The sequence below is a fragment of the Herbaspirillum sp. WGmk3 genome (genome assembly GCF_023952535.1).
Lineage (GTDB): Bacteria > Pseudomonadota > Gammaproteobacteria > Burkholderiales > Burkholderiaceae_D > Herbaspirillum > Herbaspirillum huttiense.
Window position 1 is genome coordinate 183,077 of the sequence record NZ_JAKYWT010000001.1, and the last position, 13,413, is coordinate 196,489.

Annotated in this window: 13 protein-coding genes; 7 read left to right on the forward strand and 6 right to left on the reverse strand. The window is 63.6% G+C overall.

The features are described from left to right. Positions 1-68 precede the first annotated feature (68 nt). The gene (locus tag MKD49_RS00740; protein ID WP_121041943.1) at positions 69-962 is read left to right on the forward strand and encodes a LysR substrate-binding domain-containing protein; all 894 of its coding nucleotides are present in this window, start codon (positions 69-71) and stop codon (positions 960-962) included. Between the two features lie 39 nt (positions 963-1,001). On the opposite strand, the gene pgeF is transcribed toward MKD49_RS00740, so the two are convergent. Continuing rightward, positions 1,002-1,748 (reverse strand): peptidoglycan editing factor PgeF, encoded by a 747-nt coding sequence (gene pgeF, locus MKD49_RS00745; protein WP_252695165.1) that lies wholly within the window; start codon positions 1,746-1,748, stop codon positions 1,002-1,004. A gap of 12 nt (positions 1,749-1,760) precedes the next feature. Then, complete coding sequence (locus MKD49_RS00750; RefSeq protein ID WP_252695166.1) at positions 1,761-2,879, reverse strand: RluA family pseudouridine synthase; 1,119 nt, start codon at positions 2,877-2,879, stop codon at positions 1,761-1,763. A 112-nt stretch (positions 2,880-2,991) separates the two neighbouring features. Here MKD49_RS00750 and MKD49_RS00755 point away from each other — a divergent pair, with 112 nt between their 5' ends. Next, positions 2,992-3,792, forward strand: a complete 801-nt coding sequence (locus tag MKD49_RS00755; RefSeq protein ID WP_134222791.1) for an outer membrane protein assembly factor BamD — start codon at positions 2,992-2,994, stop codon at positions 3,790-3,792. Positions 3,793-3,901: 109 nt separating this feature from the next. Here MKD49_RS00755 and yaaA read toward each other — a convergent pair whose 3' ends face one another. Beyond that, a complete protein-coding gene (yaaA, locus tag MKD49_RS00760) occupies positions 3,902-4,678 on the reverse strand; it encodes a peroxide stress protein YaaA (protein WP_121041951.1) in 777 nt (258 codons plus the stop codon). Positions 4,679-4,945: 267 nt separating this feature from the next. Here yaaA and MKD49_RS00765 point away from each other — a divergent pair, with 267 nt between their 5' ends. The 5 genes from MKD49_RS00765 (at position 4,946) to MKD49_RS00785 (ending at position 9,736) form a co-directional block, all read left to right on the forward strand. Beyond that, positions 4,946-6,697 carry a methyl-accepting chemotaxis protein gene (locus MKD49_RS00765; RefSeq protein WP_252695167.1) on the forward strand — a complete coding sequence of 584 codons (1,752 nt, stop codon included), beginning with the start codon at positions 4,946-4,948 and terminating at the stop codon, positions 6,695-6,697. A gap of 227 nt (positions 6,698-6,924) precedes the next feature. Beyond that, on the forward strand, positions 6,925-7,209 hold the full coding sequence (locus tag MKD49_RS00770) for a hypothetical protein (protein ID WP_039785276.1): 285 nt from the start codon (positions 6,925-6,927) through the stop codon (positions 7,207-7,209). An 11-nt stretch (positions 7,210-7,220) separates the two neighbouring features. After that, positions 7,221-7,742: a putative toxin-antitoxin system toxin component, PIN family gene (locus MKD49_RS00775; protein WP_252695168.1), complete on the forward strand. Its 522-nt coding sequence runs from the start codon at positions 7,221-7,223 to the stop codon at positions 7,740-7,742. Between the two features lie 63 nt (positions 7,743-7,805). After that, positions 7,806-8,963 carry a pyridoxal phosphate-dependent aminotransferase gene (locus MKD49_RS00780; protein WP_252695169.1) on the forward strand — a complete coding sequence of 386 codons (1,158 nt, stop codon included), beginning with the start codon at positions 7,806-7,808 and terminating at the stop codon, positions 8,961-8,963. An 80-nt stretch (positions 8,964-9,043) separates the two neighbouring features. Further along, positions 9,044-9,736 carry a glutathione binding-like protein gene (locus MKD49_RS00785; RefSeq protein ID WP_252695170.1) on the forward strand — a complete coding sequence of 231 codons (693 nt, stop codon included), beginning with the start codon at positions 9,044-9,046 and terminating at the stop codon, positions 9,734-9,736. Positions 9,737-9,783: 47 nt separating this feature from the next. On the opposite strand, the gene MKD49_RS00790 is transcribed toward MKD49_RS00785, so the two are convergent. From MKD49_RS00790 to MKD49_RS00800, 3 genes are all read right to left on the reverse strand, one after another. Beyond that, entirely contained in the window at positions 9,784-11,622 is a 1,839-nt protein-coding gene (locus MKD49_RS00790) for a sensor domain-containing diguanylate cyclase (RefSeq protein ID WP_199725072.1), read from the reverse strand. 213 nt (positions 11,623-11,835) lie between these two features. Next, a complete protein-coding gene (locus MKD49_RS00795; protein ID WP_252695171.1) occupies positions 11,836-12,291 on the reverse strand; it encodes a MaoC family dehydratase in 456 nt (151 codons plus the stop codon). A 75-nt stretch (positions 12,292-12,366) separates the two neighbouring features. Continuing rightward, positions 12,367-13,395 (reverse strand): diguanylate cyclase, encoded by a 1,029-nt coding sequence (locus MKD49_RS00800; RefSeq protein WP_305882113.1) that lies wholly within the window; start codon positions 13,393-13,395, stop codon positions 12,367-12,369. Positions 13,396-13,413: the final 18 nt, after the last annotated feature.

Here is a 13,413-nt window from a genome sequence, read left to right on the forward strand (position 1 = left end):
TAGCCAGCCTTCGGCCTGGCCGAAGGCACAATATCTCGCGACCACTCCTTTCCGGACCCCGTACGCCGATGAGCCATCGCTTCGAACTCTCCGACCTGCGTCTTTTCCTGCACATCGTGGAAAGCGGCAGCATCACTGGTGGGGCCGAACGCGCCCACATGGCGCTGGCCTCGGCCAGCGCGCGCATCCGCAACATGGAAGATGCTCTGGGCACCGCCTTGCTGGAGCGCGGCCGGCGCGGCGTCCAGACCACCGATGCCGGCCGCGCGCTGGCCCACCACGCGCGCATGATGGCGCAGCAGATGGAACAGCTGCGCGATGAACTGGGCCAGTATGCGCAAGGCCTGAAAGGCCATATCCGCCTGCTGTGCAATACCTCGGCCATGACCGAGTTCCTGCCGGAAGTACTGGCGCGCTTCCTCGCGCGCCATCCGCACACCGATATTGAACTGGAAGAAAAACTGAGCTATGAAGTGGTGCAGGCCGTGGTGGATGGGGTGGCCGATGTCGGCATCATCGCCGACTCCACCGATAGCGGGCCGCTGCAGACCTATCCCTTCCGCCAGGATCATCTGGTGGCGGTGCTATCGAAGAAACATGCGCTGGCGCGCCGCAAGTCACTGGCCTTCAGCGAATTGCTGGGAGAGGATTTCGTCGGGCTGTCGGGCGACAGCGCCCTGCAGCAGCATCTCTCCGGCCATGCCACGCGTGCCGGGCGGCGTTTGCAATACCGCGTGCGGCTGCGCAGCTTCGACGGCATCTGCCGCATGGTGGAGCATCAGGTCGGCGTGGCCGTAATTCCGGCGACGGCGGCTCAGGACTGCGCGGCGCACATGGACATTCGCGCCATCCCGCTCACCGACGGCTGGAGCCGCCGCCAGCTGCTCATCTGCGTACGCGGATTGGAGGGCTTGCCGGGACCTACGCGCGAACTGATCCATGCCTTGCAGCGCCACCCGTGAGGCATCAAGAAAAATGGCGGCTCCGCAGCGCCGCCATCGTCACTTGAGCCAGACCAGCGAGCCCATGCGCCCGGTCGTCTTGTCACGCCGATAGGAATAGAAACGCGGATCGCTCACGGTACACAGACCGCCACCGCTGACATCATGCACATCCATGCTGGCCAGCCGCTGGCGGGCCAACTGATAGATGTCGGCCAAGTACTTGCCGGGACGGCCCGGATAAGCGCGGAAGGCATGTTGCGCTGCTGCCTGCTGCGTAATGAAGGCCTCGCGCACTTCGGCACCGACCTCGAACTGTTCCGGCCCGATGGCCGGCCCCAGCCAGGCGATGATGTCCTGCGCTCCACGCGCGCGCATGGCGGCCACGGTGGCTTCGAGCACGCCGCCGGCCAGTCCGCGCCAACCCGCATGGGCCGCACCCACCACCGTGCCGGCGCGATCGCAGAACAGCACTGGCAGGCAATCGGCCGTCATCATCACGCACACCGCGCCGGGCGTGCTGCTGATGCAGGCATCTGCCGTGGGCTGATCGGGCAATGCGGCGGCGTCCAGTACGGCGACGCCATGCACCTGCGTCAGCCAGGCCGGTTCGGACGGCAACAAACGGCGCAGCAGCGCACGATTGCGCGCTACCAGCGCCGGGTCATCGTCAACATGCGTGCCCAGGTTCAGGCCGCCACCGCCCTGGCCGTCGCCATACGGCGCGGGACTGAAGCCGCCTGCACGCAGCGTGGTCAGGGCACCGATGTTGGCAGGCGCAGCCCAGTCGGGGATCAGCAATTCCATGGACGGGCTCGCTCAATAGTCGTCATCGTCTTCGTCATAGTCGCTCAGGACCGGATCGGCTTCCTCGCTCATCTCGGGGATCACCGCCAGGGCCGGATCGATGTTGGCGCTCTTGAGCAGGGCTTCGATATCCGCCGGCAAAGGCGCGGCCCACTGGCGGAACTTGCCCGAGGTCGGATGCACCAGGCCCAGGCGTCCGGCCAGCAGGGCCTGGCGCGGGAAGACCGAGGCCAGGTGCTGCTTGCCATAGAGCGCATCGCCCACCAGCGCGAAACCCAGCGACTGCAGGTGCACGCGGATCTGGTGGGTACGGCCGGTTTCCAGGCGGCAATGCACCAGGCTGACCGGCTTGCGGTCGATCTCGCCGGTGGCCAGGCGCCGGTAATGGGTCACCGCCGGCTTGGCGCGCATGCTTTGCGACACGGCCATCTTGATGCGGTCGCGCGGATGGCGTGCCATCGGCGCGTTGATGGTGCCGGACAGCTGCGGCAGCCCCCACACCAGGGCCAGATACTGGCGCTTCATGCTGCGTGCCTGCAACTGGCGCACCAGGTCGGTCTGCGCGGCCAGGGTCTTGGCCACCACCATCAGGCCGCTGGTTTCCTTGTCCAGCCGGTGCACGATGCCGGCGCGCGGCACGTTGGCCAGGCCCGGGCAATGATGCAGCAGGCCGTTCAACAGCGTGCCGCTCCAGTTGCCGGCCGCCGGATGCACCACCAGGCCAGCAGGCTTGTTGAGGATGATGATGGACTTGTCCTCGTGCAGGATGTCCAGCGCCATGGCTTCAGGGGCATAGGGCTGGTCGGCCGGCACCGATTGCGGTGCCACCTCCACCAGCTCGTCGCCCAGCATGGTCATCTTGCCCTTGGCGGGCGCGCCGTCGACGGTGACGTGGCCGTCTTCGATCCATTGCTGGATGCGGCTGCGCGAGAATTCGGGCATGAGGCCGGACAGAACCTTGTCCAGCCGCTGGCCGATGACCTCGTCATCCAGGCGGAAACTCAGGGGCTCCAGGCCGGAGACGCTTTCGTCGCCGGCTTGCTCGCCGTCATCGAAATCGTCCTCCAGCGGGAGGTCGGTCTTTACAGGCTCATCGCCATTTGTAATCGGAAGGGGTTTCTTACGTGACATCAGCTATAATCGCCGGATCGGGTTGATTGTATTTCGGGTATCGATGCAGCCGGCTCGGGTAGGCGCTCAGCGCCATGCACAACTGATAGTCCCAGACAAGCACACAAGAGTCATGCACAAAATCTTATTGAAGTTCTTCATCATCGGTTTTGCCCTCTCGCTCACCGCCTGCGGCCTCTTGCCGGAACAAAAAGACGAGACGGTCGGCTGGTCTGCCTCGAAATTATACTCGGAAGCCAAGGATGAACTGAATGCCGGCGGCTACGACAAGGCCATCAAGTATTTCGAGAAGCTGGAATCGCGCTACCCGTTCGGCACCTACGCGCAGCAGGCGCAGATGGACATCGCCTACGCCTACTACCGCCAGAACGAGCAGGCACAAGGCCTGGCTGCGGTGGACCGCTTCATCAAGCTGCACCCGAACCACCCCAATGTCGACTACATGTATTACCTGCGTGGCCTGATCAACTTCAATGATCGCACCAGCATCTTCGACACCTTCACCGACCAGGACAACACCGAGCGCGATCCCAAGGCCATGCGTGACGCCTTCGATTCGTTCAAGCTGCTGGCCGAACGTTTCCCGGAAAGCAAGTACACCCCGGACGCCATTGCCCGCATGAAATACCTGGTCAATGCCATGTCCCAGTACGACGTCCACGTGGCCAACTACTACTTCCGCCGTGGTGCCTACGTGTCGGCCGCCAACCGCGCGCAAGCGGCCATCAAGCAGTATCCGGACTCCCCGGCCAATGAAGAGGCGCTGTTCATCCTGATGCGCTCCTACGAAGCCCTGGGCCAGACCAAGCTGAAGGAAGATACCGAACGCATCATCCAGGCCACCTACCCCAACAGCCCCTGGTACAACGGCGGTCCCAAGCAGAAGGCCAAGCCGTGGTGGAAGGTCTGGTAATCCGGACATCCTCACCGACAAGCTCCAATAAAAAACCCTCGCCATGCAGATGGCGAGGGTTTTTTATTGGCCAGGGCAGGCAGCTTGCCTGCTTTCTGCCACAGCGCGCTCAGCCTTCCAGCTTGCGGCGGAACACCCAGCTGCTCTCGCTGGAGGCTTCCGGCGCGAAGGCATAGCCTTCGACGTCAAAGGCCTTCAGCTTTTCCGGCTGGCTGATGTTCTTCTCGGCGGCATAGCGCGCCATCAGGCCGCGCGCCCGCTTGGCGTAGAAGGAAATGATCTTGTACTTGCCGCCCTTCCAGTCCTCGAACACGGGCGAGATCACCTGCGCCTTGAGCAGCTTGGGCTTGACCACCTTGAAATATTCCTCCGAAGCCAGGTTCACCAGCACCGGTGTCTTCTGTGCCGCCAGTTCATCATTGAGCGCTTCAGTGATTTCGTTGCCCCAGAAGGCATAGAGGTCCTTGCCGCCTGGATTGGCCAGCTTGGTACCCATTTCCAGGCGATACGGCTGCATCAGGTCCAGCGGACGCAGCATGCCGTACAGGCCCGACAGGATGCGCACGTGGTTCTGCAGGTAGTCGAGCTGCTTGGCCTTGAGCGAGCCCGCATCCAGCCCCTCGTAGACATCGCCGTTGAAGGCCAGCACCGCCTGTTTGGCGTTCTTGGTGGTGAACTTGCGCGACCAGCTGGCATAGCGGTTCACGTTCAGCACCGACAGCTGGTCGGAGATACCCATGAGGCTGCCGATCTCGGCCGGCGACTTGGTCTTGAGGACCTCGATCAGTTCCGCCGAACGCGGCACGAAGGCCGGTGTGGTGTGGAGGTCGGTGGTGGGCGGCGTGTCGTAGTCCAGCGATTTGGCGGGAGACAAAACAATCAGCATGAGGCGTTCATCCAATGATCAGGTTGGGACAAGGTGGCCGCCATGATACCCAAAGCGCGGCGCTTGCGTGCGGTAGCGTGGTTTGGAGCCGATATGAAAATTTGGACAACAAAAGCCCGGCTGTTGGGGCTTTGATCCCTGGCACCCGGCTCCTACACTGAAGCATTGGACGTAAATGGCAATCCGCTTCTGCCCGCCATCCAGCGCCCGAGCCCCCGCCTGCATTGCCGCGCCGCATCCCATCTGATCCCACGCCAAGGAAACGCCATGAACTGGTTCTACGATCTGCGCATCGCCCGCAAGCTGCTCCTGACCTTCGCCACCATCCTGCTGCTGACTGGCGTGCTGGGGGTGTTTTCCATCGTGCAACTCTCGCGCGTCAACGATGCGTCCACCGAGATTGCGACCAATTCCCTGCCCAGCGTGCGCTATCCGCTGGAAGCCAAGGTGGCACTGGCCCGCATTCGCACCGTGCAACTGCAGCACCTGCTGCCCGGCAACGAGGCCAACGTGGAAGCCAATGAAAAGGTCATCGGCGACATGCTGGCCGGGCTCAACAAGGCGCTCGACAAGTACGAGCCGCTGGTCAACATGCCCGACGAACGTACCTATTTCTCGGCCATCAAGAGCGACCTGTCGGTCTTCACCAAACAGCATCAGGAGCTGGCCAAACTGGTCCGCGGGCAACAGATCGATCAGGCGCGCGAGCTGCTGATGAAACAGATCACGCCGGTCTACCTGCGCTTGTTCGACAACATGGACAAAGCCGTGGCCATCAATATCGACGCCAGCGAGAAGACCGACCAAGAGGCGCAGGTCCGCTATGAAAATTCCCGCCTGCTGATCGGCGTACTGCTGGCCGCCTGCATCGGCTTGGGCCTGCTGTTGGCGACCTGGGTGGCCCGGATCGTCTCGCGCCCCTTGCAGGAAGCCATGCACGTGGCCGAGCGGGTGGCCGAAGGCGACCTGACGGTACATATCCAGCCGGCCGGACGTGACGAAACCGGCCGCCTGATGGGCTCGCTGAAGGCCATGAACGACAGCCTGCTGCGTATCGTGACGCAGGTTCGTGAAGGAACAGACACCATCAATACCGCTTCCCGCGAAATCGCCAGCGGCAACCTCGACCTCTCCAGCCGCACCGAGCAGCAGGCCAGCTCTCTGGAGGAAACCGCCTCGGCCATGGAAGAGATCACCTCCACCGTCAAGCAGAATGCCGATAATGCCCGCCAGGCCAACCAGCTGGCGCATTCGGCTTCCGATGTGGCGACCCAGGGCGGCAGCGTGGTGTCGCAGGTAGTCGATACCATGGGAGCGATCAATGCCTCGTCGCGCAAGATCGTGGACATCATCAGCGTCATCGACGGCATTGCCTTCCAGACCAACATCCTCGCGCTGAACGCCGCCGTGGAAGCGGCCCGCGCGGGCGAGCAGGGCCGCGGATTCGCGGTCGTGGCTTCCGAAGTGCGCTCGCTGGCGCAGCGCTCGGCGGCGGCCGCCAAGGAGATCAAGACCCTCATCGATGATTCCGTGGCCAAGGTCGATACCGGCAGCCGCCTGGTGGAGCAAGCCGGCAGCACCATGACCGAAGTGGTCGCCAGCGTGCGCCGCGTCACCGACATCGTCAGCGAGATCACCGCCGCCAGTTCCGAGCAAAGCAATGGCATCGAGCAGGTCAACCTGGCCATCACCCAGATGGATGAGGTGACCCAGCAGAACGCCGCGCTGGTGGAACAGGCCGCCGCAGCGGCCGGCTCGCTGCAGGACCAGGCGGGCAGGCTGTCGGAACTGGTGAGCGTATTCAAGCTGGAGCGCGCCCATGCCGCTGCGCAGGCGGCCCCGGTGGCTGCGCGGTCTGCTGCACAGTCGCCCAAACCGCAGCCGCGGCCGCAACCCAAGCCAGCCGTCCGCAAAGCCGCAGCGGCACCGGCACCGGCACTGCTGGCCGCCCCTGCCCCCAAGGCAGGCAAGTCGGCCAAGACACCGTCTGCGGAGGAGGGAGACTGGGAACAATTCTGAGCCGGCCCGGAGATGGAGGCCTGTTCAAGTTGGGCAGCGGACTTGCCGTTAATCAACAAGACTGGCAGCATGCAAGCTGTCAGGAGCGCACTGTTGCAGTCAACTGGTGCTCTTGCAGGGGCAGTCTGTCGGCACTTTGCCGGCATTTCGCTGTCCATGGTGAACGAGCAAGACGAATTGCACAGGCTGCCCGCCTGATCCCGCCGGCCATCGGCAAGGAGGACATCATGAAACGCGACAAAGCCCTCATGGGCGAAATCCTGAAGCAACTGGCATCCTTCGGCACCCTCTACGGCGACGTGGAAAAGATCCAGAGTGCCCTGCCCGGCCAGGTGGCCCCGGAGGTGATCCTGCATCATCTGCGCCTGCTCTATGACCGCGGCCTGGCGGCGGTCGACATGCACAATTTCTGGCGCGTCACCGATCAGGGGTATGATGCGCTCGAAGTCGGTGGCGAGCTCTTCGGCAAGCAGGAAGCGCCGCTACCCGGACAACGTGGCATCGACAACTAGTTTTCAATTCAATGAGCATCCAGGCAACACCCTCTCTCTCCCCTGCACCGTCCTTTCCCTCCGGCACACCCGCTGACGTCCCCGCCGGACGTCAGCGGGTGGTGTTGGACACCAATGTCTGCCTCGACCTGTTCGTCTTCCGCGATCCGCGCTGGGCGGCGCTGCAGTCCGCGCTGGAACAAGGGACCGTGGAGGCCTACACCCGCGAGGATTGCCGCAGCGAGTGGCTGGCCGTGCTGGATTATCCGCATCTGCCGGTCACTGCCGAGACCAAACCCGCGATCTGCGCTGAATTCGACCGCCTGCTGCGGTGTCTGCCGCTGGCCCAGGTCAACACCTTCGGCCTGCCCATCTGCACCGATCGCGACGACCAGAAATTCCTCGAACTGGCGCTGCAATGCCAGGCCCACGTGCTGGTGAGCAAGGACAAGGCCGTCCTGAAGCTCGGCAAGCGCACCGTCAAGCGCGGCCTGTTTGCCATCGTACCGCCCCAGCTCTGGCGTGCCGACGCCTTCCTTGATGCGGCCACCTGAAGGTCGCCGCGAATGAGGCTAGAATAGCGGGCTTGCGATCATCACAAGAACGAGCCCGCTGCAATGAGCACCCCCAACATCGTCACCAAGCTGCCCAAGGTGGGCACTACCATCTTCACCGTCATGTCTGCATTGGCCAGCGAAAAAGGCGCGGTCAACCTGGGACAGGGCTTCCCCGATTTCCATTGCGACCCGGCCCTGGTGGATGCGGTCACCCGCGCCATGCAGGACGGCCTGAACCAGTACCCGCCGATGGCCGGCGTGCTGCCGCTGCGCGAAGCCATTGCCGACAAGGTGGAACGGCTCTACGGCCATCGCTATGATCCGGTCTCCGAGATCACCGTCACGGCCGGTGCCACCCAGGGCATCCTGACTTCGGTACTGTGCGCGGTGCATCCGGGTGACGAAGTGATCGTGATCGAGCCGGTCTATGACTGCTACGTGCCGGCCATCGAGCTGGCCGGTGGCGTGCCGGTGTTCGTGCAGATGGAAGTGGGCGCGGCGGGTTACAGCATCCCCTGGGACAAGGTCCGCGCAGCGGTCACGCCCAAGACCCGCATGATCATGGTCAACACCCCGCACAACCCGACCGGCAGCGTCATGCGCGCATCCGACGTGGCCGCGCTGGCCGACATCGTGCGCGGCACCGATATTCTGATTCTCTCCGACGAAGTCTATGAGCACATGGTCTTCGATGGCCAGCCGCATGAATCGCTGGCGCGCCATCCGGAGCTGGCCGAGCGCAGCTTCATCAATTCCAGCTTCGGCAAGACCTATCACGTCACCGGCTGGAAGGTCGGCTATGTGGCGGCCCCCGCTGCGCTGACTGCCGAATTCCGCAAGGTGCACCAGTTCAACGTCTTTACCGTCAACACGCCGGTGCAGTATGGCTTGGCCGAGTATATGAAGAACCCGGCACCGTACCTGGATTTGCCGGCGTTTTACCAGAGGAAGCGTGACCTTTTCCGCGCGGGACTGGCCAACACCCGTTTCGAGCTGCTGCCCTCGCAAGGCACTTATTTCCAGTGCGTGAAGTACGACGCCATCTCGGACCAGTCCGAGGCCGAATTCTGCAAGTGGCTCACCAGTGAAATCGGCGTGGCCGCCATTCCGGTCTCGGCCTTCTACAACACGCCCAGGGAATCGGGCATCGTGCGCTTCTGCTTCGCCAAGAAGGATGAGACGCTGCAACTGGCGCTGGACCGGCTGGCCAAGCTGTAACACGGCTGGTGCGCAAATCGTTTATATATTTTCCGTAACGTGACTTCCCCCCTCAACACGACACGCAAAAAAGGAACGCCATGATCGACGTCTACAGCTGGGCCACGCCCAACGGCCACAAGGTTCACATCATGCTGGAAGAATGCGGACTGCCCTACACCGCGCATGCCATCGATATCGGTGCCGGTGACCAGTTCACGCCCGAATTCCTGAAGATCTCGCCCAACAACAAGATCCCCGCCATCGTCGATCCCGATGGTCCGGACGGTGCGCCGATCTCGCTGTTCGAGTCCGGTGCCATCCTGATCTACCTGGCTGGTAAAACCGGACGCTTCCTCGGCGAGACCGTGCGTGAGAAGTATGAAGTGCTGCAATGGGTGATGTTCCAGATGGGTGGCCTGGGGCCGATGCTGGGCCAGGCGCACCACTTCCGCCTGTATGCCCCGGAGCAGATCGAATACGCCGTGAACCGCTACAGCAACGAAGCGCGCCGCCTGTACCAGGTGATGGACAAGCAGCTAGGCCAGCACGCCTACCTGGCCGGCGAGAACTACACCATCGCCGATATCGCCTGCTTCCCGTGGACCCGTTCGCACAAGAACCAGGGCATCGATCTGGCGGACTTCCCCAACGTCAAGCGCTGGTTCGATGCCATCAGCGCACGTCCGGCAGTGCAGCGCGGCGTGACCGTGCTGGCCGACAAGCGCAAGCCGCTGCACGATGACAAGGCCAAGGAATTGCTGTTCGGAAAAAGCCAGTACCAGAAACGCTGATCGGACATTGCCGCGGGCGGCTATCCGGCCCGCCTGCGGCAACCGCATCAGGGACAGGCAAAGGGCGCAAACTCGAAACGGTTGCGCCCTTTTTCCTTGGCGCGATAAAGGGCATCGTCGCTGGCACGCAGCACCTGCTCCTGGCCGGCGCAATCGCCCTGCATGAGGGCGATGCCGATCGACAGCGTCACCTCCACTTCCCTGCCCTCATGCAGCATCGGCTGGCTGGCAAAGCTGGCCTGCAGGCGCATGGCGAATTCGGCCGCGGCGTGCAGATTGGCGCCGGCCAGGATCACCGCGAACTCCTCTCCCCCCAGCCGTCCGGCGGTGTCGGTCTTGCGCAGCTGGCTCCTGAGCACTTGCGCAAAATGCTTCAGGACCTGGTCGCCGACGGCGTGACCGAGGCTGTCGTTGATGCGCTTGAAATGATCCAGGTCGCACATCAGTACCGCGGCCGTGTCGAGCACGCCGCGCTGGAGGCGGTTGTACTCTTCCTGCAGGCGTTGCATGAAGAAACGGCGGTTGGGCAGCTGGGTGAGGTAATCGGTCAGGGCGAATTCCTGCAGTTCCAGTTCGAAGGCCTTGCTTTCGCTGATGTCGCTGATGAAGCCATGCCACAGCGTCGTGCCATCCTCCAGCCGGCGCGGCCGTGCCTGGCCGCGCAGCCAGCGCACACCGTTGCCGGGGGTGATCACGCGGAACTCCAGCATCCAGTGCGAAGCACCGGCCAGCACCGCCTGACGCGCCGCTTCATAGAGCGGCATGTCTTCAGGATGAATGACGGTATCGATGATGACGGGTGTTTCCAGCAACTGCTGGGGGGTGAGCCCGTAGGTTTCGCGCGCGCCTTCGCTGACGTAGGTAAAGTAACCCCGCTCGCCCGGGGGCACGCGGAACTGGAACACCATGCCGGGAATTTCACTGGTCAGGTAATCGAGCATGCGGCTGCTCTTGGCCAGCTTCTCGGTCAGTCGCCGCACCTCGGTGATGTCGGTGGTGGTGCCGATCATGCGCAGCGCATTGCCCTCGGCATCGCGCGCCACCACCTTGCCGCGGCTGCTGATCCACTTGTAGCTGCCATCGCGGCAGCGGATGCGGTGCTCGACCTGGTAAGTATCGGAGCGTGAGGCGAAATGCTGGCGAATGGTCTCCTGCACATAAGGCAGGTCATCCGGGTGAATGCGCTGGTAGGCATCCTGCAGATGGCTGGAAAGCTCCCAGTCCTCGTAGCCCAGGATGGCTTTCCAGCCGCGCGAATAATACATCTCGCCGGTGACGGCATTGCGGTCCCAGATGCCGGTACCGCTACCCTCGATGGCCAGCGCCATGCGCTCGTCGGCCTCGCCGGGCGGATCGCTCTTGACCCGCGCATGGACCGGCACCAGGGAGCGCTCGATCGCCAGCATGGCCATCGACACGGCCGCGCCCACGGTGTCGCGGTACGCCTGCTCCAAATGGGAGGCGTCGCCCGGCGCATCGTTGGCGGCGCAGATGGTCAGGATGCCGGCCACCTCGCCGGCGAAGGAACGCAGCGGCAGCATTTCCAGCAGGGAGCGTTCGTGGCGTGCCGCCAGAGCCGTCAGGGCATGCCAGAACTGCGGGGTGTCGGGATCGTCCACCGCCAGCGCCGTCAGCTCGGCCAGGAAAGCCGGCGCCACGCGCGGCGCGGCACCTACGCGCAGGCGGCGGGCCGGGGGATCGAACAGGAAGATGGCCAGCGCACGTTGCGGATAGCTGCCCGAAAAACCGCTGGCGATGCGGTCCAGCAATTGCTCCAGCGGCGCACCCCGGGCAATGTAGGACAGCGTCAGGTTGTTGAAGGCGAGCGCCTTCCGGTAGAACTCGGCATCGGCGTCAACCTGTACGGGCGGGCGTTCTGACATCATGAGAAACAGGATCGGCAAGGACGCAGCGGCGACACCGGATGCGCCGCCGTATGGATGGACATTAGCACCTTATGACAATACGTGACAGTTTCTCATCCAGCCCCGCACGAATAACCGTGCTGGCAGGCAAGGACGATGCCATCAGGCCACACTCTGCATGAGCTTCTGCGAGGATGCGCGCAGGACTGCGCGCAGTCAGGTGGAGCGATTCGCCTAGTAACGGCGCACCAGGAATTCCGCCACGCAAACGGGCTTGTCGGACCCTTCACATTCCACGGTAATGCGCCAGGCCAGCTGCACGCCACCGGGGATGTCCTCGGTGGATTCCAGGCCGATGATGCCGCGCACTTTTCGACCCACCGGCAGGGGTGCCGGGAAGCGTACGCGATTCAAGCCGTAATTGAGCAGCATGCGTACATCCGGCCCCAGGCTGATGGATTCCGACAGCAGGCGCGGCAGCAGCGCCAGTGTCAGGAATCCGTGCGCCACCGTGCCACCGTAGGGCAGCTCGCGGGCCGCGCGTTCAGGGTCGACGTGGATCCATTGATGGTCGCCGGTGGCCTCCGCAAAGCGGTCCACCTGTTCTTGGGTGACGGCAATCCATTCGCTGGTGGCCACTTCCTGGCCTGCCAGCGATTTCAGTTCTTCCAGGCTGGCGATGGTGCGCATGCTGGTTTCCTTCCCTTGTCGTTATCGTGTGGCCGGCGCGCAGGTGACGCACGCTGCCTTTTTTGTCTTGTCCGTTCAGCCATCCTGCCAGACCACCCGGTTGCGGCCCTGCTGCTTGGCCAGGTAGAGACGGCGGTCGGCCATCTCGATCAGTTCGCGGATGTCCTGCTCCGGTGCCGGTACCATGGTAGCCGCACCGATGCTTACGGTCAGCCAGGCGCTCACCTTGGAGCGCTCATGCGGGACCTGGTTCGCCTCGATCAGCTGGCACAGCTTCTGGCCCAGGGCCTGCGCTCCTTCCAGCGGGGTGCGCGGCAGGATCATGGCGAATTCCTCGCCGCCGAAACGGGCTGACAGGTCGGCCGGACGCTGGATGCTTTCATCGAGCGTTTGCGCGACCCGGCGCAGCACCGCATCGCCGGCGACGTGACCATAGTTGTCGTTGTACAGCTTGAAGAAATCGACGTCGATCAGCAGCAGTGACAGGTGCAGTCCGTCACGCCGGGCGCGGCGCCATTCAGCGCCCAGGTAGTCGTCGAAATAGCGGCGGTTGGCGATGCCGGTCAGGCCATCGGTATTGGTCAGGCGCTGCAGCTCGAAATTGCTCTTCTGCAGCTGCTGCTGGCTCTCGCGCAGCGCGCGGTAGGCCGCATCGCGCTGCAGCAGGTTGATGTAGGAGCGCGAGTGATAGCGCAGCCGCGCCACCAGTTCGATCACATCGGGCAACTTGACCATGTAATCGTTGGCACCGCCGGCGAAGGCATCGCGCTTGATTTCGGCATCGTCGCGCGAGGACAGCACGATGATCGGCACGTTGGCCAGCACCGCGCTGGCACGGTACTGGCGCACCAGGGTCATGCCATCCACGCCCGGCATCACCAGGTCCTGCAGGATCACCGTGGGACGGGTCTTCTCGGCCACGGCCAGGGCTTCATCGGCGCGGGTGCAGAAGTGAAAGTCGATGTTCTCTTCCCTGGCCAGGGCGCGGCGGATCGCCTCCCCGACCATGGCCTGGTCATCCACCAGCAACACCATGATCTTGTAGTCGTCGGCGGGCAATACGGGGCCGCCACCCGGGGGGTCGGTTGCTTGCACCGAACTCATCATGCTTTCCTTCATTTC

Bases quoted from the DNA above. Each gene is read 5' to 3' on its own strand.
- MKD49_RS00740 (WP_121041943.1), top strand. From the start codon at position 69: ATGAGCCATCGCTTCGAACTCTCCGACCTGCGTCTTTTCCTGCACATC.
- pgeF (WP_252695165.1), bottom strand. From the start codon at position 1,748: ATGGAATTGCTGATCCCCGACTGGGCTGCGCCTGCCAACATCGGTGCC.
- MKD49_RS00750 (WP_252695166.1), bottom strand. From the start codon at position 2,879: ATGTCACGTAAGAAACCCCTTCCGATTACAAATGGCGATGAGCCTGTA.
- MKD49_RS00755 (WP_134222791.1), top strand. From the start codon at position 2,992: ATGCACAAAATCTTATTGAAGTTCTTCATCATCGGTTTTGCCCTCTCG.
- yaaA (WP_121041951.1), bottom strand. From the start codon at position 4,678: ATGCTGATTGTTTTGTCTCCCGCCAAATCGCTGGACTACGACACGCCG.
- MKD49_RS00765 (WP_252695167.1), top strand. From the start codon at position 4,946: ATGAACTGGTTCTACGATCTGCGCATCGCCCGCAAGCTGCTCCTGACC.
- MKD49_RS00770 (WP_039785276.1), top strand. From the start codon at position 6,925: ATGAAACGCGACAAAGCCCTCATGGGCGAAATCCTGAAGCAACTGGCA.
- MKD49_RS00775 (WP_252695168.1), top strand. From the start codon at position 7,221: ATGAGCATCCAGGCAACACCCTCTCTCTCCCCTGCACCGTCCTTTCCC.
- MKD49_RS00780 (WP_252695169.1), top strand. From the start codon at position 7,806: ATGAGCACCCCCAACATCGTCACCAAGCTGCCCAAGGTGGGCACTACC.
- MKD49_RS00785 (WP_252695170.1), top strand. From the start codon at position 9,044: ATGATCGACGTCTACAGCTGGGCCACGCCCAACGGCCACAAGGTTCAC.
- MKD49_RS00790 (WP_199725072.1), bottom strand. From the start codon at position 11,622: ATGATGTCAGAACGCCCGCCCGTACAGGTTGACGCCGATGCCGAGTTC.
- MKD49_RS00795 (WP_252695171.1), bottom strand. From the start codon at position 12,291: ATGCGCACCATCGCCAGCCTGGAAGAACTGAAATCGCTGGCAGGCCAG.
- MKD49_RS00800 (WP_305882113.1), bottom strand. From the start codon at position 13,395: ATGAGTTCGGTGCAAGCAACCGACCCCCCGGGTGGCGGCCCCGTATTG.